Origin of the sequence: Ralstonia sp. AU12-08 (genome assembly GCF_000442475.1) — a bacterium.
Lineage (GTDB): Bacteria > Pseudomonadota > Gammaproteobacteria > Burkholderiales > Burkholderiaceae > Ralstonia > Ralstonia insidiosa.
The window spans coordinates 41,435-60,797 of record NZ_ASZV01000030.1 but is presented as its reverse complement, the minus strand read 5'-3'; the positions used below and the strand labels follow the sequence as shown (position 1 = coordinate 60,797).

General features: G+C 62.7%; 19 protein-coding genes. 18 read left to right on the top strand and 1 reads right to left on the bottom strand.

The window, feature by feature from the left end; genetic code table 11:
- Positions 1–18: 18 nt before the first annotated feature.
- The 11 genes from cmk (at position 19) to C404_RS45885 (ending at position 10,465) form a co-directional block, all read left to right on the top strand.
- Positions 19–705, top strand: coding sequence for a (d)CMP kinase (gene cmk / locus C404_RS45935; protein WP_021195517.1), 687 nt, complete (start codon positions 19–21; stop codon positions 703–705).
- A gap of 163 nt (positions 706–868) precedes the next feature.
- Positions 869–2,557, top strand: a complete 1,689-nt coding sequence (rpsA, locus tag C404_RS45930; RefSeq protein ID WP_021195516.1) for a 30S ribosomal protein S1 — start codon at positions 869–871, stop codon at positions 2,555–2,557.
- A 45-nt stretch (positions 2,558–2,602) separates the two neighbouring features.
- Complete coding sequence (locus C404_RS45925) at positions 2,603–3,031, top strand: integration host factor subunit beta (protein WP_021195515.1); 429 nt, start codon at positions 2,603–2,605, stop codon at positions 3,029–3,031.
- Positions 3,032–3,229: 198 nt separating this feature from the next.
- Positions 3,230–3,553: a LapA family protein gene (locus tag C404_RS45920; RefSeq protein ID WP_021195514.1), complete on the top strand. Its 324-nt coding sequence runs from the start codon at positions 3,230–3,232 to the stop codon at positions 3,551–3,553.
- 3 nt (positions 3,554–3,556) lie between these two features.
- On the top strand, positions 3,557–4,831 hold the full coding sequence (gene lapB, locus C404_RS45915; protein ID WP_021195513.1) for a lipopolysaccharide assembly protein LapB: 1,275 nt from the start codon (positions 3,557–3,559) through the stop codon (positions 4,829–4,831).
- Between the two features lie 62 nt (positions 4,832–4,893).
- Complete coding sequence (locus C404_RS45910) at positions 4,894–6,258, top strand: UDP-glucose dehydrogenase family protein (RefSeq protein ID WP_021195512.1); 1,365 nt, start codon at positions 4,894–4,896, stop codon at positions 6,256–6,258.
- 36 nt (positions 6,259–6,294) lie between these two features.
- Positions 6,295–7,233 carry a D-glycero-beta-D-manno-heptose-7-phosphate kinase gene (gene rfaE1 / locus C404_RS45905; RefSeq protein ID WP_021195511.1) on the top strand — a complete coding sequence of 313 codons (939 nt, stop codon included), beginning with the start codon at positions 6,295–6,297 and terminating at the stop codon, positions 7,231–7,233.
- A gap of 18 nt (positions 7,234–7,251) precedes the next feature.
- Positions 7,252–8,247 (top strand): ADP-glyceromanno-heptose 6-epimerase, encoded by a 996-nt coding sequence (gene rfaD, locus C404_RS45900; RefSeq protein ID WP_021195510.1) that lies wholly within the window; start codon positions 7,252–7,254, stop codon positions 8,245–8,247.
- Between the two features lie 135 nt (positions 8,248–8,382).
- Positions 8,383–8,694 (top strand): ComEA family DNA-binding protein, encoded by a 312-nt coding sequence (locus C404_RS45895; RefSeq protein ID WP_021195509.1) that lies wholly within the window; start codon positions 8,383–8,385, stop codon positions 8,692–8,694.
- 114 nt (positions 8,695–8,808) lie between these two features.
- Entirely contained in the window at positions 8,809–9,711 is a 903-nt protein-coding gene (gene cysM, locus C404_RS45890) for a cysteine synthase CysM (protein WP_021195508.1), read from the top strand.
- A 58-nt stretch (positions 9,712–9,769) separates the two neighbouring features.
- Positions 9,770–10,465 carry a hypothetical protein gene (locus C404_RS45885; RefSeq protein WP_021195507.1) on the top strand — a complete coding sequence of 232 codons (696 nt, stop codon included), beginning with the start codon at positions 9,770–9,772 and terminating at the stop codon, positions 10,463–10,465.
- Positions 10,466–10,542: 77 nt separating this feature from the next.
- Here the strand turns inward: C404_RS45885 and mltB are convergent, their stop codons facing one another.
- On the bottom strand, positions 10,543–11,667 hold the full coding sequence (gene mltB, locus C404_RS45880) for a lytic murein transglycosylase B (protein ID WP_031329546.1): 1,125 nt from the start codon (positions 11,665–11,667) through the stop codon (positions 10,543–10,545).
- 141 nt (positions 11,668–11,808) lie between these two features.
- On the opposite strand from mltB, the gene C404_RS45875 reads away from it, so the two are divergent.
- The 7 genes from C404_RS45875 to C404_RS45845 all read left to right on the top strand — a co-directional run bounded on the left by C404_RS45875 (position 11,809) and on the right by C404_RS45845 (position 19,318).
- Positions 11,809–12,732 (top strand): histone deacetylase family protein, encoded by a 924-nt coding sequence (locus tag C404_RS45875; protein ID WP_021195505.1) that lies wholly within the window; start codon positions 11,809–11,811, stop codon positions 12,730–12,732.
- Positions 12,733–12,909: 177 nt separating this feature from the next.
- Positions 12,910–13,959, top strand: a complete 1,050-nt coding sequence (locus C404_RS45870) for a methionine ABC transporter ATP-binding protein (RefSeq protein WP_021195504.1) — start codon at positions 12,910–12,912, stop codon at positions 13,957–13,959.
- Positions 13,949–14,602: a methionine ABC transporter permease gene (locus C404_RS45865; protein WP_021195503.1), complete on the top strand. Its 654-nt coding sequence runs from the start codon at positions 13,949–13,951 to the stop codon at positions 14,600–14,602. Before C404_RS45870 ends, C404_RS45865 begins: the two co-directional genes overlap by 11 nt.
- 31 nt (positions 14,603–14,633) lie before the next feature.
- Entirely contained in the window at positions 14,634–15,446 is an 813-nt protein-coding gene (locus tag C404_RS45860) for a MetQ/NlpA family ABC transporter substrate-binding protein (protein ID WP_021195502.1), read from the top strand.
- A 180-nt stretch (positions 15,447–15,626) separates the two neighbouring features.
- The gene (locus tag C404_RS45855) at positions 15,627–16,376 is read left to right on the top strand and encodes an electron transfer flavoprotein subunit beta/FixA family protein (protein ID WP_021195501.1); all 750 of its coding nucleotides are present in this window, start codon (positions 15,627–15,629) and stop codon (positions 16,374–16,376) included.
- A 49-nt stretch (positions 16,377–16,425) separates the two neighbouring features.
- Positions 16,426–17,361 carry an electron transfer flavoprotein subunit alpha/FixB family protein gene (locus C404_RS45850; protein ID WP_021195500.1) on the top strand — a complete coding sequence of 312 codons (936 nt, stop codon included), beginning with the start codon at positions 16,426–16,428 and terminating at the stop codon, positions 17,359–17,361.
- Positions 17,362–17,533: 172 nt separating this feature from the next.
- On the top strand, positions 17,534–19,318 hold the full coding sequence (locus C404_RS45845; RefSeq protein WP_021195499.1) for an acyl-CoA dehydrogenase: 1,785 nt from the start codon (positions 17,534–17,536) through the stop codon (positions 19,316–19,318).
- Positions 19,319–19,363: the final 45 nt, after the last annotated feature.

Here is a 19,363-nt window from a genome sequence, read left to right as displayed (position 1 = left end):
AACCGACAGCATTTCATCATGTCCGACACCGCTGCTTCCATGCCGTACCCGGTCATCACCATCGACGGCCCGACCGCATCCGGCAAGGGCACGGTCGCGCACCAAGTCGCCGATTTGCTCGGCTTCCACCTGTTGGATAGCGGATCGTTGTACCGCTTGGTGGCGCTCGTCAGCATGCGCGAGAACGTCGACGATCACGACGTCGCCAGCCTCGTCCGCATCGCTGGCACGCTGGATGTGCGCTTCAAGGCCGATCACATCTGGCTCAAGGGCGAAGATGTGAGCTTGGCGTTACGTCACGAATCTGTCGGCAACCAGGCCTCGGCGATTGCCGTGCACGGTGCGGTGCGTGAGGCGCTGCACGCACGTCAGCGGGCATTCCTGGAAGCCCCCGGCCTCGTGGCCGATGGCCGCGACATGGGCACGGTGGTTTTCCCCGAAGCGGTGCTCAAGGTGTTCCTCACGGCAAGCGTGCAGGCACGCGCCGAGCGGCGCTATAAACAATTGATTGCAAAGGGTTTTTCTGCTACAGTGGAAAGTCTTTCGCAAGACTTGGAAGCGCGTGATTTGCGGGATCGCACCCGCAGTGTCGCGCCGCTGCGTCCGGCGCAAGATGCGCGGCAACTGGATTCGTCCGATATGACGGTCGATGAAGTGGTTGCGCAGGTACTGGACTGGTACCGGCAGGTGCAGGGCGCCAATTAGGAAAACTAAGAGGCAAACTGACTCGGCTGTGCTGGTCCGATCGGTGCCGGTGGCATGTTGCCGCTGGCGGTTGTTCAACTCGTAACCCCGCATGCGCGTGTCTTCGCCAATTCGTCATTGAGCGAACGCTCTGCGAGGCATGTTCTGCGGATGCCTATTTTTTATGTCCCAAATTAACGAATCTTTTGCCGCCCTGTTCGAAGAGTCGATCGCCAAGTCCAATATGAAGGCTGGCGAAGTGATCTCTGCGGAAGTTGTGCGTATTGACCACAACTTCGTCGTTGTGAACGCGGGCCTGAAGTCTGAAGCATTTGTTCCGGTCGAAGAATTCCTGAACGACCAGGGCGAGCTGGAAGTGCAAGTCGGCGACTACGTTTCGGTCGCAATCGACGCACTGGAAAACGGCTACGGCGACACCATCCTGTCGCGCGACAAGGCCAAGCGCCTGGCTTCGTGGCTGAACCTTGAAAAGGCACTGGAATCCGGCGAGATCATCTCCGGTACCGTGACTGGCAAGGTGAAGGGCGGCCTGACCGTCATGGTCAATGGTATTCGTGCATTCCTCCCGGGTTCGCTCGTCGACGTGCGTCCGATCAAGGACACCACGCCGTACGAAGGCAAGACCCTCGAATTCAAGGTCATCAAGCTGGACCGCAAGCGCAACAACGTTGTGCTGTCGCGCCGTGCCGTGGTTGAAGCCACGCTGGGCGAAGAGCGTCAGAAGCTGATGGAAACGCTCAAGGAAGGCGCGATCGTCAACGGTATCGTCAAGAACATCACCGACTACGGCGCGTTCGTGGATCTGGGTGGTATCGACGGTCTGCTGCACATCACCGACCTGGCATGGCGTCGTGTGCGTCACCCGAGCGAAGTGCTGTCGGTTGGCCAAGAAATCACCGCCAAGATCCTCAAGTTCGACCAAGAGAAGAACCGCGTCTCGCTGGGCGTCAAGCAACTGGGCGAAGATCCGTGGGTCGGCATCTCGCGTCGTTACCCGCAAGGCACCCGCCTGTTCGGCAAGGTGACCAACCTGACCGACTACGGCGCGTTCGTTGAGATCGAAGCCGGTATCGAAGGCCTGGTCCACGTGTCGGAAATGGACTGGACCAACAAGAACGTGGCTCCGTCGAAGGTTGTCCAGCTGGGCGACGAAGTGGAAGTCATGGTTCTGGATATCGACGAAGACAAGCGTCGTATCAGCCTGGGCATGAAGCAGTGCAAGGCCAACCCGTGGGACGATTTCGGCCGTAACCACAAGAAGGGCGACAAGCTGTCGGGTCAGATCAAGTCGATCACCGACTTCGGCGTGTTCATCGGTCTGCCGGGCGGCATCGACGGCCTGGTGCACCTGTCGGACCTGTCGTGGCAAGAGACCGGCGAAGAAGCCGTTCGCAAGTACAAGAAGGGCGACGAGGTGGAAGCCGTTGTGCTGGCCATCGACATCGACAAGGAGCGCATCTCGCTGGGTATCAAGCAGCTGTCGGGCGATCCGTTCAACAACTTCGTGTCGACCAACGACAAGGGTTCGATCGTGCAAGTCACGATCAAGGCCGTTGATCCGAAGGGCGCCGTGGTGCAACTGGCTGACGACGTGGAAGGCTACCTGCGTGCCTCGGAAATCTCGAGCGACCGCGTGGAAGATGCCCGCAACGTGCTGAAGGAAGGCGAAACGATGACCGCGATGATCGTCAACATCGATCGCAAGTCGCGCAACATCAACGTTTCGATCAAGGCCAAGGACAGCGCCGACCAACAAGAAGCGATGCAGAAGTTCTCGGCGGATACCGGCACGGCTGGTACCACGAACCTCGGCGCGCTGCTGAAGGCCAAGCTGAACGAAACCAACCAGTAAGCATCCACCGGGTCGACCCTAAAGAACGACGAGGACGCGCGCACGATGCCCATGACCAAGTCCGAACTCGTGGAGAAGCTGGCCGCCCGCTTTCCGCAGCTGCTGCTGCGGGACGCGGACATCGCGGTCAAGACGATCCTGGATGCGATGTCCGACGCCCTGGCGGACGGCCACCGCATCGAGATTCGCGGATTCGGCAGCTTTGGTCTGAATCGTCGTCCGCCGCGCGTTGGACGCAACCCCAAGTCCGGCGAGAAGGTGCTGGTGCCCGAGAAGCGGGTGCCGCACTTCAAGGCGGGTAAGGAATTGCGCGAACGGGTCGATCGCAGCCTGGCGCAACAGGGTGAACCTTCTTCGGAGGGCGAGCCAGCTGTGTCGCTGATGGTTGTCAAGGCAGCTCGGCAGGCTGATGGCAAGCGCCAGACCGCCGGTTTTCCGGCGGATGCGGCGGTACCGCTGGCCATGTCGCGCTAAGCCTAGGTTGCAGAAGGTAGTTTCAGGAGCGCCCCGGTTTTACCGGGGCGTTTTCTATTGTGGCGATGGCTTTTCGCACAGCCCTTGGCGTGGTTGGCCATCATGTGAATCCGCTACAATGCGGCACAACCCGGCAATCGTGTACTGCCTTACCGCACCGCCGTTTGTTTCCGCGCTGTTGTTTGTTACTGAGCCTGCATGAAATTTCTCGTCTGGGTCATCCGCCTCCTGTTGTTTGTGCTGCTCTTTGCGCTGGCATTGCACAACACGGCGGAAGTCTCGCTGGTGTTGCCGTTTGGCGTGGCCTGGCATGCGCCGCTGATTCTGATCGCACTGGCATTCTTCGTGGCAGGGATTCTGCTCGCCATGCTGGCGATGACGCCGCGTGTAGTGCGCCATCGCTTTACCGCCAGCCGCTTGCGTCGTCAGATTGGTCGCATGAAGAAGGCGGAAGAGGTGGTCGAGCCGACTGCCCCCGTCGTTGCTGATTCCCCCTATCACGTTCCCGGCCCCAAGGTCTGACGCATGGACTTCGATCTCTGGTGGCTGTTGGCCATCCCGTTGGTGTTTGGCTTGGGCTGGGTTGCCGCGCGACTCGACGCCCGCCAGTTGCGCACCGAACAATCGTCGCTGCCGCGCTCCTATTTCAAGGGGCTGAATTTCCTGCTCAATGAGCAGCCGGACAAGGCCATCGACGCCTTCATCGAGGTTGCCCGCCTCGACCCGGAAACTACCGAATTGCACTTCGCGCTCGGCAGTCTGTTCCGCCGCCGCGGCGAGACTGAGCGCGCCATCCGCGTGCACCAGAATCTCGTCAACCGTCCTGATCTGCCGGCCAGCGAGCGCGACCACGCGTTGTATGAACTCGGCCAGGATTTCTTGCGCGCTGGCCTGCTGGACCGCGCAGAAGAGTCCCTGCGCAAGCTGATGGAAGGCACGTTTGCCGAACCCGCCAAGCGCGTACTGCTGGAGCTGTACGAAGTCGAAAAGGAATGGCGCAAAGCCATCGATGCCGCGCGTGAGCTGCAGACCCTGCAGGGTAAGGACTACGCTGTCCAGATCGCGCAGTTCTGCTGCGAGCTGGCGCAGGAATCGTTGCAACGCAAGGACGTGCCGACTGCCATTGAATGGCTCGAGCGCGCGCTGCAGGAGAACCCGAAGAACGTTCGCGCCACCATCCAGTTGGGCGACGTGGCGCAAGGGCAGGGCGATACCGAGGGCGCAATCAAGCGTTGGCGCAGCATTGAGCAGCAGAATCCGGCATTCCTGCCGCTGGTGGCTGAGCGGCTGATGAAGGCGTACGCACAGCTCGGCCGTGCCGCAGAAGGGCTGGCGTGGCTGCGCTCCAAGATGGATGCCCGCCTGGGGCCGGAGTTGCTCGATACGGTCTACAAGTATGAACTGGACGTGCACGGTATCGACGATGCCGTGGCGCTGATGCGTGATCAGATCCGCCGTCAGCCGTCGCTGATGGCGTTGACGCGTTTGGTGGAAGCCGAGGCGACGCGTGCTTCCGAGGCGGTCGGTCATGAAGCCGCCGCTACAGCGGATGTGGCCGAGAGTGCGCTGGCGGATCCCGTTGAGGCTGGCGGCAATGCCGACATCCAGCGCGCGCAGGATCTTGGCGCCATTCGCGATCTTCTGCAAAGCCGTACGCGCAACCTTGCGCGCTATACGTGTCAGGAGTGCGGTTTCCGCGCACGTCTGTTCTATTGGCAATGCCCCGGCTGCAACCGCTGGGAAACCTACTCACCGCGCCGTACCGAAACGCTTGGCGGCAGTGGCGGGGCCAGCATGTAATTCAGTCCGACGCGATGGGTTGTTCATCGCGCTGGCGCTTTTTTAATCTTTGAAGTGTTCGTATGAAAATCACCATCATCGGTAGCGGTTATGTCGGTCTGGTCACCGGCGCGTGTCTGGCGGAGCTTGGCAACGATGTGTTCTGCCTCGACGTCGACCAGAAGAAGATCGACCTGCTCAACGCCGGCGGCGTGCCCATCTACGAACCGGGCTTGAAAGAGCTGATCGAGCGTAACCGCGCGGCTGGTCGCATTCAGTTTTCGACCGATGTGGCGGCCAGCGTCGCGCACGGTGATGTGCAGTTCATCGCCGTCGGCACGCCGCCTGATGAGGATGGCTCGGCTGACCTGAAGTACGTGCTGGCGGCTGCGCGCAACATCGCGCAGCACATGAACGGCTTCAAGGTGATCGTCGACAAGTCGACCGTGCCCGTTGGCACTGGCGACAAGGTGCGCGCTGCCGTGGCCGAAGTGCTTGCCACGCGCGGCAAGTCCGATGTCGGCTTCTCGGTAGTGTCGAACCCCGAGTTCCTGAAGGAAGGTGCCGCGGTGGACGACTTCATGCGCCCGGACCGCATCGTGCTCGGTACCTATGCCGACAACGACGGCCAGCGCGCCAAGGCCATCATGCGCACGCTCTACGCGCCGTTCAACCGCAACCACGAGCGCACCTTCTATATGGATGTGCGCTCGGCCGAATTCACCAAGTACGCTGCCAACTCCATGCTGGCCACGCGTATCTCGTTCATGAACGAGATGGCCAACTTGGCCGACAAGGTGGGCGCTGACATCGAACTCGTGCGCCTGGGCATCGGCTCCGACCCGCGCATCGGTTACAGCTTCCTCTACGCCGGTACCGGCTACGGCGGCTCGTGCTTCCCGAAGGACGTGCAGGCGCTGGTGCGCACTGCGCAGGAGTATGGGCAGACGCTGCACGTGCTGGAGGCCGTCGAGGCCGTCAACGACAAGCAGAAGGAAGTGCTGGTCGGCAAGATTGAAGACCGCATGGGTGCAGACCTGACCGGCCGTACGTTCGCCATCTGGGGCTTGGCCTTCAAGCCGAATACCGATGACATGCGTGAAGCGCCGAGCCGTATCCTGATCGCTTCGCTGCTGTCGCGCGGCGCACGTGTGCAGGTGTATGACCCGGTCGCCATGGAAGAGGCCCGTCACGCACTGGCGCTCGATCTTTCTGCTGAGCAGCTGGAACGTGTGACGTTCTGCGCTGGTCAGATGGACGCGCTCAAGAACGCTGACGCGCTGGTCATCGTGACCGAGTGGAAGGCGTTCCGCAGCCCGGACTTCAACGCCGTGAAGGCCCTGTTGAAGACGCCGATGGTGTTCGACGGCCGCAACCTGTTCGAGCCGCAAGCCATGCGCGATGCGGGCTTTGAATACCAGGCCATCGGGCGCTCCACCCAATCGTAATCACTGCGCTGTGACCCTCGGCCGCCGCCGACACCCATGACCAAGACTGCACTCGCTTCCGAACAGATCCAGGCCGCCCGCATCCTCGTGGTGGGCGACATGATGCTCGACCGCTACTGGTTTGGCGACGTTGAGCGGATTTCGCCCGAAGCCCCAGTGCCCGTTGTGCAGATCAAGCGCTCGGACGAGCGCCTGGGCGGTGCCGCCAACGTGGCGCGCAACGCCGCCGCGCTTGGTGCGCAGGTGGGCATGCTGGGTGTGATCGGTGACGACGAGCCCGGTCGCAGCATCGAAACGCTGCTCGGCGAAAGCCAAGTCACGGGGCACCTGCATCGCGATCCGGCCGTCAACACGACGATCAAGCTGCGTGTGCTGGCACGTCAGCAGCAGTTGATCCGCGTCGATTTCGAGAACCCGCCCACGCATGAAGTGCTGATGTCGGTGCTCGACCGTTTTGGCACGCTGGTGCCGCAGCACGATGTGGTGGTGCTGTCCGACTACGGCAAGGGTGGTTTGACGCACGTAGGCAAGATGATCGAGGCTTCGCGTCAGGCTGGCCGCCGTGTGCTGGTCGATCCGAAGGGTGACGATTATTCGCGCTACAAGGGCGCGACCATGATCACGCCCAACCGCGCCGAGATGCGCCAGGTGGTCGGTTCGTGGAAGTCGGAGCAGGATCTGACCATCCGCGCACAGAACCTGCGCCGCGAGTTGCAGCTCGAAGCGCTGTTGCTGACGCGTTCGGAAGAGGGCATGACGCTCTACACCGAGCATGAAGTGCTGCACGTGTCGGCCCAGGCACGTGAGGTGTACGACGTGTCGGGCGCGGGTGACACCGTGATCGCCACGCTGGCCACCATGCTGGGTGCCGGTGCCAGCCTCAAGGAAGCCGTGCAATACGCCAACCGTGCGGGCAGCATCGTGGTCGGCAAGCTGGGCACGGCCGTTGTGACGTACGCAGAACTCTTTAACTGATCATTTGATCCACCGATCATGACCATCATCGTCACCGGCGCGGCCGGCTTCATCGGCGCCAACATCGTCAAGGGCCTGAACGAGCGCGGCGAGACCGACATCATCGCCGTCGACAATCTCACGCGCGCCGACAAGTTCAAGAACATCGTCGACTGCCAGATCAGCGACTACCTGGACAAGACCGAGTTCGTGGAGCGCTTTGCGCGTGGCGATTTCGGCAAGGTTCGCGCGATCTTCCACGAGGGTGCCTGCTCTGACACCATGGAGACCGACGGTCGCTACATGATGGACAACAACTACCGCTACACGTTGGCGGTGATGCGCGCGTGCCTGGATCAGGGCGTGCAGTTCCTCTATGCCTCGTCGGCGGCCACGTACGGCGCGTCGGAAACCTTCCGCGAAGCGCCGGAGTTCGAGCGTCCGCTGAACGTGTACGGTTACTCCAAGCTGTTGTTTGATCAGGTTGTGCGCCGCGTTATGCCGACGGCACTGTCGCAGATCGTCGGCTTCCGCTACTTCAACGTGTACGGCCCGCGCGAACAGCACAAGGGTCGCATGGCCTCGGTCGCGTTCCACAACTTCAACCAGTTCCGCGCGGAAGGCACCGTCAAGCTGTTCGGCGAGTACAACGGCTACCCGCAGGGCGGCCAGATGCGCGACTTCGTGTCGGTGGAAGACGTGGTGAAGGTCAACCTGTTCTTCTTCGACCATCCGGACAAGTCGGGCATCTTCAACCTCGGCACGGGCCGTGCACAACCGTTCAACGACATCGCCACGACGGTGGTGAATACCCTGCGTGGCGCAGAAGGCAAACCGGTGCTTTCCACCGAAGAGCTGGCGCAGGAAGGTTTGATTGAATACGTGAAGTTTCCGGACGCGCTGCGCGGCAAGTACCAGTGCTTCACGCAGGCCGATCAGTCGCGCCTGCGCGCAGCGGGCTACACGGCGCCGTTCCTGACGGTGCAGGAAGGCGTTGAGCGCTACTGCCAGTGGCTGCTGAAGCAGCCTGCCTGATTGCCAGTAATCAGACAGCGCGTGACTTTTTGTTTGCGCGCTGCAGTGTCCTGGTGATGCTCCTTAAGATGCGTTGAAACCGCCACCCGATGTGGCGGTTTTTTCATCTCTGAACCCAAGAATCAGGAGGAGCACATGTTGAAGAAAATGTTGGCCGTTGCGTTGATGTCGCTGTCCATGCTGTCGACCGCGTGGGCGTCGGTGGATGTGAACACTGCGGATCACGCTGGGCTGGAAACGCTGTCCGGCATTGGCCCGAAGCGTTCCAAGGCCATTATTGAAGAGCGCACCAAGAATGGCCCGTACAAGGACGCCGCCGACTTCAGGTCTCGCGTATCCGGCATCGGCGACAAGACGCTCGCCAAGCTGGAAAATGAAGGGCTGACGTTCGGTGCGCCGGCGCCGGCTGCAGCCAAGAAGGACGGCAAGGACGCCAAGAAGAAGTAAGCGCCTCGATCGTCTTTCCCCATGACGCCCCGCTCCAAGCGGGGCGTTTTGCCATGTGCGGGGCAGGGTTGTAGGTCTGCATTACAATGATCTGATTCCCGTTCCCCACGCATCATGGCTTATCTCACCATTGAAGACACCATCGGCAACACGCCCTTGGTTCAGCTCCAGCGCATTCCCGGCGAAGGCAATGCGCGACGCGGCAACGTCATCCTCGGCAAGCTCGAAGGCAACAACCCGGCTGGCTCGGTCAAGGATCGCCCCGCGTTGTCCATGATCAAGCGCGCTGAGGCGCGCGGCCGTATCAAGCCGGGTGACACACTCATCGAGTCCACCTCCGGCAACACCGGCATCGCGCTGGCAATGGCGGCGGCCATCCGGGGCTACAAGATGGTGCTGATCATGCCGGAAGACCTGTCGGTGGAGCGCCGCCAGAGTATGGCTGCCTACGGCGCGGAGATCATCCTCACCCCCGTCAAGGGCGGTATGGAATATGCGCGTGACTTGGCCGACGCGATGGAGAAGGAAGGCAAGGGTGTCATCCTTGACCAGTTCGCCAACCCGGATAACCCGCTGGCGCACTACGAGACCACCGGCCCCGAGCTATGGCGCGACACGGAAGGCCGCATCACGCATTTCGTCTCAGCGATGGGCACGACGGGCACCATCACCGGCGTTTCGCGCTTCCTGAAAGAGAAGAACGAGGCCATCCAGATCATCGGTGCGCAGCCGGAAGAAGGCTCGCGCATTCCCGGCATCCGCAAATGGCCGGAAGCCTACATGCCGAAGATCTACGACCCGAAAACCATCGACCGCACCGAACCCGTGAGCCAGTCCGACGCCGAGCACATGGCGCGTCGCATGGCGCGTGAAGAGGGCATCTTCTGCGGCATCTCGGCGGCGGGTGCATTGTGCGTGGCGCTGCGGATCGCCGAAGAAGTCGAGAACGCAACGATCGTGTTCGTGGTGTGCGACCGAGGCGATCGCTACCTGTCGACCGGCGTCTTCCCCGCCTGATCTAGGGCGCGCCGCAATGACGATGCGAATGACGTGCACGCGGGCGTGGATTGCGCCCATGGTTTTGGCGCTGGCCGGATGGTTCAACACTGCGCTGGCTGCCGAGCCGGACGATGCAGTTCAGGCCGTGGCGGACCAGTACTACCTTGATGCGGGTCGCGACATCGGCTCGATGTTGCGGCTTCACGATGACGGCGGGTTCGAGTGGCGCTGGGTGTCCAGCGTCGACAAGCACGCCGAAGGTATCTGGAAGTTCGACGGCGAGACCATCTTGCTGCGGGCCTACACGCCTGGTAAGCCGACGTTCTTCCTGTTCCGTGACGAAGACCTTGCCCGCACAAAGCCTGCGGAAGCCGGCACTTGGCTGGCGATCGTCGGGCTGCCCGGCAAAGGGCCGATGGCGGACGTGGAAGTCCAGTTCGAGGCGCGCTCGGGCAAGACTGTCACGCAGGTCACCTTGCCCAACGGCGATGCTCAGGTCGACATGCCTGCCACGGAGGTATGGGCGCGCGCAGGCCTGCGCCGCAAGGGCACCAGCGACGCCTGGCAATGGTTCGATATTCCGCCGCAGCGTGCTGCGGCACGGCTGGCCGGGTTTTCAGTCGACAATATCGAGCAGCTTGGGCGCGCACCGTTCGAGCAGATGCGGCTGGTGCGTCAGGGACGGAATCTGGCTGTGATACGTATCGACGACAAGGTCCTCGACCCCGCATCGAGCGACACGCGCATGGTGTACCTACCACGCTGGAAATAATCGGTACGCCGGTTCGGCCAATGAAAAAAGCGCAGCCGAAGCTGCGCTTTTTCTTTGCGTGAGCGCTGGGCTGGTGATCAGCCGCGCATTGCCTGCCGCACGGCTTGACCCAACTCATACACCGCGGCTGCGTAGAAGAAGCTGCGGTTGTAGCGCGTGAGCACGTAGAAGTTGCGCAGACCAACGCGGTACTCGGTGGCCTGGCCGGGCGTGGGCAGATCGACCACCAGCACTTCGGTTTCCTGTTCGCGCGTGGCATCCACGCCGGGCGCCAGTGCCAAGCCGGCGCGTGTGAGCTTGGACAGCGTCATGCGCGGATACGGCTGACCGTCGGCAGCTGCCGCTGCAATGCCTTGGCTGTCGGTGTCACCGGCGATATTCCACATCACTGGGCGATTCGGCTCCCAGCCGTGCATCTGCAGGAAGTGCGCGACGCTGCCGATGGCATCGACCGCGCTGTTGCGCAGGTCGATGTGGCCGTCCTTGTCATAGTCCACGGCGTATTCGCGAATGCTCGTCGGCATGAACTGCGGAATGCCGACCGCGCCCGCATACGATCCCAGCACCGAGAACGCGTCCGTGCCGGTGTCGCGGCACCAGATCAGGTAATCCTTGAGCTGGTTGCGGAACATCGTGCTGCGGTCTGCGCGATTGGGTGTGTCGGGGTAATCGAAGGCCAGCGTGGACAGCGCATCCATCACGCGGAAGTTGCCCATGTCGCGGCCGTAGATGGTTTCCACGCCCAGGATGCCGACGATCACGTCAGCGGGCACACCGAATTCGCTTTCGGCGCGGCGCAGCGTGTCGCCGTACTGCTGCCAGAACTGTACGCCGGCGTTGATGCGGATGGGCTCGATGAAGCGGCCACGGTACGCCGTCCAGCTTCGGCGTGCAGGCGTGGCCGGCGGCAGGATCAGGCGCGCCACCGTCGCGGAATAAGCGGTGCCGGCAAACAGCACATCAAGCGAGGCGCGGTCGAAGTTGTACTGGCCGACCAGTTCGTTGACGAAGGCCTGTGTTTGGGGGTTGTTGCGGTAGCGGTCCGGGTCGATCTCTTCTTCATGCACCGCCACGCGGCGCTTGGGCGACTTGGTGGCTTTCTTTGCGGCCAGCGAGAGCGCAGGGAAGGACAGCGCGGAGAACGCGGCGCCCGCTAACAGGGCACGCAATACGGGACGACGGGAAGAAGGCGATTGGCTCATGAGCGGGCTTCAAACGGGATCAGGGCATTGTAGCGGATGGTTTCATCGGATCGCCTTGGCGTGCGACGTGTTGCCGCCGTGCTAACGTAGCGGTTGGAGACACATGCACCGCATAAGCCCCAGCGGGCACACAACACGAACATGGCGACCGGCCTCTACACGCATCCCGAATTTCTCAAGCACGAGATGGGGTATCACCACCCCGAGTGCCCCGACCGGCTGCGCGCGATCGAAGATCAACTGATCGCCAGCCGCATCGAAGATCTGCTCGTCCCCTGCGAGGCGCCGCCCGCGACCGAGGCACAGCTGTGCCGCGTGCACCGGCCTGAATACCTGCGCGAACTGGTCGCCAGCGTGCCGATTGCCGGCTACACGCCGATCGACCCCGACACCTCGATGAACCCGCACACCTACATGGCCGCCGTGCTGGCTGCGGGTGCGGCGGTGGATGCCACCGATAAAGTGATCGCCGGTGAGCTGGAAAATGCCTTCTGCAGCGTGCGTCCGCCCGGTCATCACGCCGAACCTGGCCGTGCGATGGGCTTCTGCTTCTTCAACAACGTGGCGGTAGCTGCACGGCATGCGCTGGAGCACCATGGGTTGCAGCGCGTTGCGATCGTCGACTTTGACGTGCACCACGGCAACGGCACCGAGGCGGCTTTCCGCGATGAGCCTCGTGTGCTGATGTGCAGCATCTTCCAACACCCGTTCTATCCGTACTCGGGCACCGAGGTGGTGGCGGCCAACATGGTCAACATCCCGCTGCCGGCGTACACCAATGGCCTGACCGTGCGCGAAGTGGTGGAAACGATCTGGCTGCCGCGCCTGGAAGCCTTCCGGCCGGAGATGCTGTTCATTTCTGCCGGCTTTGACGCGCACCGCGAAGACGACCTCGGCCAGATGGGTCTGGTTGAAGCCGATTACGCCTGGATCACGCAGCAGCTCATGCAGGTGGCACGCACACATGCCAAGGGCCGCATTGTGAGTTGCCTGGAAGGCGGCTACAACCTCAGCGCGCTGGGCCGCAGCGTGGTCGCGCACGTCAAGGCGCTGGCTGAGCTTTAGGCGTCATATGGCGACAAATCGCCTGCAAAATTCGAAAAAGTAATAAAGACATCGTTAAAGAATCGTTCCTCGCATGTAAGGCCTGCCTTACACTAGCGCCTCATTCCAACGATAAAAGAGACGGCAACCGCGCTGGAGCCTGAAGGGCTTGGCGAGTTGCCGTTTTTGCATGTACGCATGATTGAACTCAAGGGGATATCGCAGCACTTTCGGGGGGCGGGCGGCAACGACGTCCACGCGCTGCGCGACGTCGACCTCACCATCGACCGTGGCGAGATCTTCGGCATCATTGGCCGCAGCGGCGCTGGCAAGAGCACGCTGGTGCGCGTCATCAACCTGCTGAACAAGCCGACCTCGGGCACCGTCACGGTGGCGGGCCAGGAACTGACCGCACTCAATGCCGATGGGCTGCGCCAGGCGCGCCGCAAGATCGGCATGATCTTCCAGCACTTCAACCTGCTGTCGTCGCGCACGGTGTATGACAACGTGGCGCTGCCGCTGGAGTTGGCGGGCACGTCGCGCGAACGCATCCGCGAGATCGTGCTGCCGCTGCTGGATCTGGTTGGCCTGTCAGCGCACAAGGATCGCTACCCCGCGCAGATTTCCGGCGGCCAGAAGCAGCGCGTCGGCATCGCTCGCGCGCTGGCGAGCCAGCCGGATGTGCTGCTCTCCGACGAAGCGACCTCTGCGCTGGACCCGGAGACGACGCGCTCGATTCTCGACCTGCTGCGCAAGATCAACCGTGAACTCGGTCTGACCATCGTGCTGATCACGCACCAGATGGAAGTGATCAAGCAGGTGTGCGACCGCGTGGCCGTACTCGATGCCGGCCGTGTGGTGGAGCTCGGCCGCGTGATCGACGTGTTCCTGCAGCCGCATCACGACGTGACGCGCGCGCTGATCGGCGAGGTGATCTCGCAAGAGCTGCCGCCCTCGGTACTGGCGCGTGTGGAAAGCCGCCTGGTTGCCCGCGAGCACGGCGGCCGCGACCGCCTGTTCCGACTCGCCTTTACCGGCGAAGGCGTGGACCAACCCGTGCTGGCGCAAGCCGTCCGCACTTACGGGTTCGACTTCAACATCCTGCACGGCCATATCGACGAGATCCAGGGCCAGGCTTTCGGCTCGCTGGCGATCCTGGCGTCGGGCGAAACCGCTGATATCAACAACGCGATGCACTTCCTGCGCGAGCAAGGCGTGGTGGTCGAGGAGATCAACCATGTGGTCTGACCTGACCGATCTGTTTCTGCCGGCATTCTGGGAGACGCTCGCCATGGTGGGCGTGTCGGGTGGCATCGGTGCGCTGTTCGGCGTGCCACTGGGCGTGCTGCTGTATCTGACGACAACGGGCGGTGTACTGTCTGCGCCGGCGTTCAACCGCGTGGCTGGCCTCATCGTCAACGCCGTACGCTCGGTGCCGTTCATCATTCTGCTGGTAGCGGTGATTCCGTTTACGCGCTTGCTGGCAGGATCGTCCATCGGCACCGCAGCGGCCATCGTGCCGTTGACGATCGCTGCGATCCCCTTTGTCGCGCGTCTGGTGGAAACCGCGCTGCGCGAAGTGGACCGCGGCCTGATCGAAGCCGCGCAGTCGATGGGTGCGACCACCGGCCAGCTCGTCTACAAGGTGCTGCTGCCCGAGGCCATGCCCGGCATCCTGGCCGGTCTGACCATCACCTTCGTCAGCCTGGTCGGTTACTCAGCCATGGCCGGCACCATCGGCGGCGGTGGCCTGGGCGACCTGGGTATCCGCTACGGTTATCAACGCTATGAATCGGACATCATGCTGGCGGTCGTCGTCATCCTGATCGTCTTCGTGCAGGCGGTGCAATCGACGGGCGATTGGCTCGTGCGCCGCCTCAGCCATCGTTAAACCATCACAGACTCATCTACGAGGGAACGCAATGAATCGTCGTCAACTGCTGCAATGGTCCGCGAGCCTGGCTACTGGTGCCACCCTTGCGCTGGCACTGGCATCGGGCGCCGCCATGGCGCAGAGCAAGCCGATCAAGATCGGTGTGACCGCCGGCCCGCACGCCGAGATCATGGAAGAAGTGAAGAAGGTTGCCGAGAAGGACGGCCTGAAGCTCCAGATCGTCGAGTTCAACGACTACATCCAGCCGAACGCCGCACTGGCCGCAGGTGATCTGGATGCCAACAGCTACCAGCACCAGCCGTATCTGGACGACCAAGTCGCCACGCGCGGCTACAAGTTCGTGAGCGTCGGCCAGACCATCACGTTCCCGATGGGCATCTACTCGAAGAAGATCAAGTCGATCAAGGATCTGAAGGACGGCGCACGCTTTGGCCTGCCGAACGACCCGACCAACGGCGGCCGTGCGCTCCTGCTGCTGCAATCGCTGGGCGTGATCAAGCTCAAGCCGAACGCTGGTTTCAAGGCTTCGCCGCGTGACGTGGTGGAGAACCCGAAGAAGCTGAAGTTCGTCGAGCTGGACGCCGCCCAACTGCCGCGCTCGCTGGATGATCTGGACGCCGCTGCCGTCAACGGCAACTACGCCGAGAAGGCCGGCCTGGACCCGACCAAGGACGGCATCGCCATCGAAAGCCCGAAGGGCCCGTACGCCAACGTGATCGCCATTCGTGCCGCCGACAAGGATCAACCCTGGGTTGCCAAGCTCGTGAAGGCGTATCATTCCGACGCGGTGAAGTCCTTCGTCAAGACGAAGTACAAAGACGCCGTGATCGTGGCGTGGTAAGCACGTTTACACACGGTTAGAGGGTTTTCCCCAACAAATTGCCGGACGTTTGACTGGTGTCCGGCAATTTTTCGCGGTTAAAATAGCACGACCGTTCGGAAATTTAACGCGAGCGACCGACCACCCTTATAATGGCCGGCGTCTTGTAACAAATGTCTTATTAATGAGTGGAGTGAGCGCATGAAAGTCCTGGTCGCAGTCAAGCGCGTGATCGATTACAACGTGAAGGTTCGCGTGAAGACGGACGGTAGCGGTGTCGATCTTGCCAACGTCAAGATGAGCATGAACCCGTTCGACGAGATCGCCGTGGAAGAGGCGGTGCGTCTGAAAGAAGCGGGCGTCGCTACCGAAGTGATCGCCGTGTCGTGCGGCGTGACGCAGTGCCAGGAAACCCTGCGCACCGCCATGGCCATCGGCGCCGACCGCGGCATCCTGGTCGAGACCAACGAAGAACTGCAGCCGCTGGCTGTCGCCAAGCTGCTCAAGGCGCTGGTCGACAAGGAACAGCCGCAGCTGATCATCCTGGGCAAGCAGGCGATTGACGACGACGCCAACCAGACCGGCCAGATGCTGGCCGCGCTGGCAGGTCTGCCGCAAGCCACGTTTGCCTCGAAGGTGCAGGTTGCCGACGGCAAGGCTTCGGTCACGCGTGAAGTGGACGGTGGTCTGGAAACCCTGTCGGTCAAGCTGCCGGCCGTAGTCACCACCGACCTGCGCCTGAACGAGCCGCGCTACGTGACGCTGCCGAACATCATGAAGGCGAAGAAGAAGCAACTCGACGTGGTCAAGCCGGAAGATCTGGGCGTGGACGTTGCACCGCGCCTGAAGACGCTGAAGGTGGTTGAGCCCGCCAAGCGCAGCGCCGGTGTGATGGTGCCCGATGTGGCCACGCTGGTGTCCAAGCTCAAGACCGAAGCGAAGGTGCTGTAAGCGGTCTCTGACTGCAGGCACTTCAAGCACACCGAACAGGCAGATCAAGATGACCGCACTCGTTATTGCTGAACACGACAACCAATCCATCAAGGCCGCGACGCTGAACGCCGTGACCGCAGCCGCCCAATGCGGCGGCGACGTCCACGTGCTGGTGGCCGGCGCTGGCTGCGGCGCTGCCGCCCAGGCCGCCGCGCAGATCGCCGGCGTTGCCAAGGTGCTGGTGGCCGACGCGCCCCAGTTTGCCGATGGCCTGGCCGAAAACGTCGCCGAGCAGGCCCTGGCCATTGCCGGCAACTACAGCCACATCCTGGCGCCCGCTACCGCTTACGGCAAGAACATCCTGCCGCGCGTGGCCGCCAAGCTGGACGTGGCCCAACTGTCCGACATCACCAAGGTCGACAGCCCGGACACCTTCGAGCGACCGATCTACGCCGGCAACGCAATTGCCACCGTGCAATCGGCCGACAAGGTGAAGGTGATCACCGTGCGCGGCACGGCGTTCGACGCTGCAGCCACCACTGGCGGCTCCGCTGCTACCGAAACGCTGACCGCCGTGGCTGACGCCGGCATCTCGCAATTCGTCTCGCGTGAAGTGACGAAGAGCGACCGCCCGGAACTGACCGCCGCCAAGATCATCGTGTCGGGTGGCCGTGGCGTGGGCTCGGGCGAGAACTACACCAAGGTGCTGACGCCGCTGGCTGACAAGCTGGGCGCCGCACTGGGTGCCTCGCGCGCAGCGGTGGACGCCGGCTTCGTGCCGAACGACTACCAGGTCGGCCAGACGGGCAAGATCGTCGCGCCGCAGCTGTACATCGCCGTCGGTATCTCGGGCGCGATCCAGCACTTGGCCGGCATGAAGGATTCCAAGGTGATCGTCGCGATCAACAAGGATCCGGAAGCGCCGATCTTCCAGGTGGCTGACTACGGCCTCGTGGGCGACCTGAACACCGTCGTGCCGGAGCTGGTGACCGCACTGGGCTGATCGCACCGCGCAGCGCGCATCGTCTGACGCGCGCTGCAATGAACGCCCGACGCAAAGCCGTTTCCGACCTGTTTGGAAACGGCTTTTTTATACGCGAGCGCCATCAGGAGAGCGCGTCACGCACCCGCTGACGCACTGTCCTGATCGCGCTTAACAAGGATTGGAGAGAGACATGACCTATCAAGCCCCCGTCAAGGACATGCTGTTCGTGATGAACGAACTGGCCGGCCTGGACAACGTTGCCAAGCTGCCCGGCTTTGAAGACGCCACCGCCGACACCGCACAGGCCGTGCTGGAAGAGAGCGCGCGCTTTACCGGTGAAGTCGTCGCGCCGCTCAACGTGGAAGGTGACCGCAACCCGAGCAGCTGGAAGGACGGCGTCGTCACGGCCACCGCTGGTTTCAAGGAAGCCTTCGCGCAGTTCGGCCAAGGCGGCTGGCAGGGCGTGCAGCACCCGGTGGAATACGGCGGCCAAGGCCTGCCCAAGCTGATCGCCACGGCGTGCATCGAGATGTTGAACGCGGCCAACCTGTCGTTCGCGCTGTGCCCGCTGCTGACCGACGGCGCCATCGAGGCGCTGCTGACTGCTGGCACCGAAGAACAGAAGCAGCTGTTCGTGCCCAAGCTCATTTCGGGCGAGTGGACCGGCACGATGAACCTGACGGAGCCGCAGGCCGGTTCCGACCTGGCACTCGTGCGCACGCGCGCCGAGCCGGTGGGTGACGGCACGTTCAAGATCTTCGGCACGAAGATCTTCATCACCTGGGGCGAGCACGACATGGCCGAGAACATCGTCCACCTTGTGCTGGCGCGCACGCCGGGTGCGCCCGAGGGCGTGAAGGGCATCTCGCTGTTCGTGGTGCCGAAGTTCATGGTCAATGCAGATGGTTCGCTGGGTGCGCGTAACGACGCGCATTGCGTGTCGATCGAGCACAAGCTCGGCATCAAGGCGAGCCCGACGGCCGTACTGCAGTTTGGCGACAACGGTGGTGCCATCGGCACGCTCGTCGGCGAAGAAAACCGCGGCCTGGAGTACATGTTCATCATGATGAACGCCGCGCGCTATGCGGTGGGCATGCAGGGTATCGGCGTGTCGGAGCGCGCGTACCAGAAGGCCGTGGCCTATGCGCGCGAGCGTGTGCAGAGCCGCCCGGTGGATGGTTCGGCCGGCAAGGCTGTCGCGATCATTCATCACCCCGACGTGAAGCGGATGCTGCTGACGATGCGCGCCATGACCGAAGGCGCCCGCGCGCTGGCCTACGTGGCCGCCGCCGCGTGTGATGCCGGCCACCATGCTGCCGATGATGCTGCGCGTAAGCAGAACGAAGCGCTGTACGAATTCCTCGTGCCGATCGTGAAGGGCTGGAGCACGGAGATGTCGATCGACGTGACGAGCCTGGGCGTGCAGGTGCACGGCGGTATGGGCTTCATCGAAGAGACGGGCGCTGCGCAGTACTACCGCGATGCGCGCATCCTGCCGATTTACGAAGGCACCACGGCCATTCAGGCGAATGACCTGATTGGTCGCAAGACGGTGCGTGATGGCGGAGCGGTGGCACTGGGTATCTGCGCGGAAATTGCCAAGGTGGAAGCGGCGCTGGCTGCGAAGGGTGGCGCGCATTGCGAAGCGATGCGTGCGCGTCTGGCGGCGGGCCGCGAGGCGATGGAATCGGTGGTGCGCTTTGTGGTGGCGCAGACCAAGGCGCAGCCGAACGCCGTGTTCGCGGGCAGCGTGCCGTATTTGCGCCTGTGCGGCATCGTGCTGTCGGGCTGGCAGATGGCGCGTGCGCTGCTGGTGGCCATCGACCGCGAGAGCGAAGACCCGAACTTCTACGGTGCGAAGATCGCCACGGCGCGCGTGTTTGCCGACGTGCTGCTCACGCAGGCGCCTGGCATTGCGCAGAGCGTGCTGACGGGTGGCGAGACGATCGGCGCGGTGCCGGAAGTGCAGTTCTGAGCCGCATCGGCGAGCATAAAAAAGGAGGCTTCGGCCTCCTTTTTT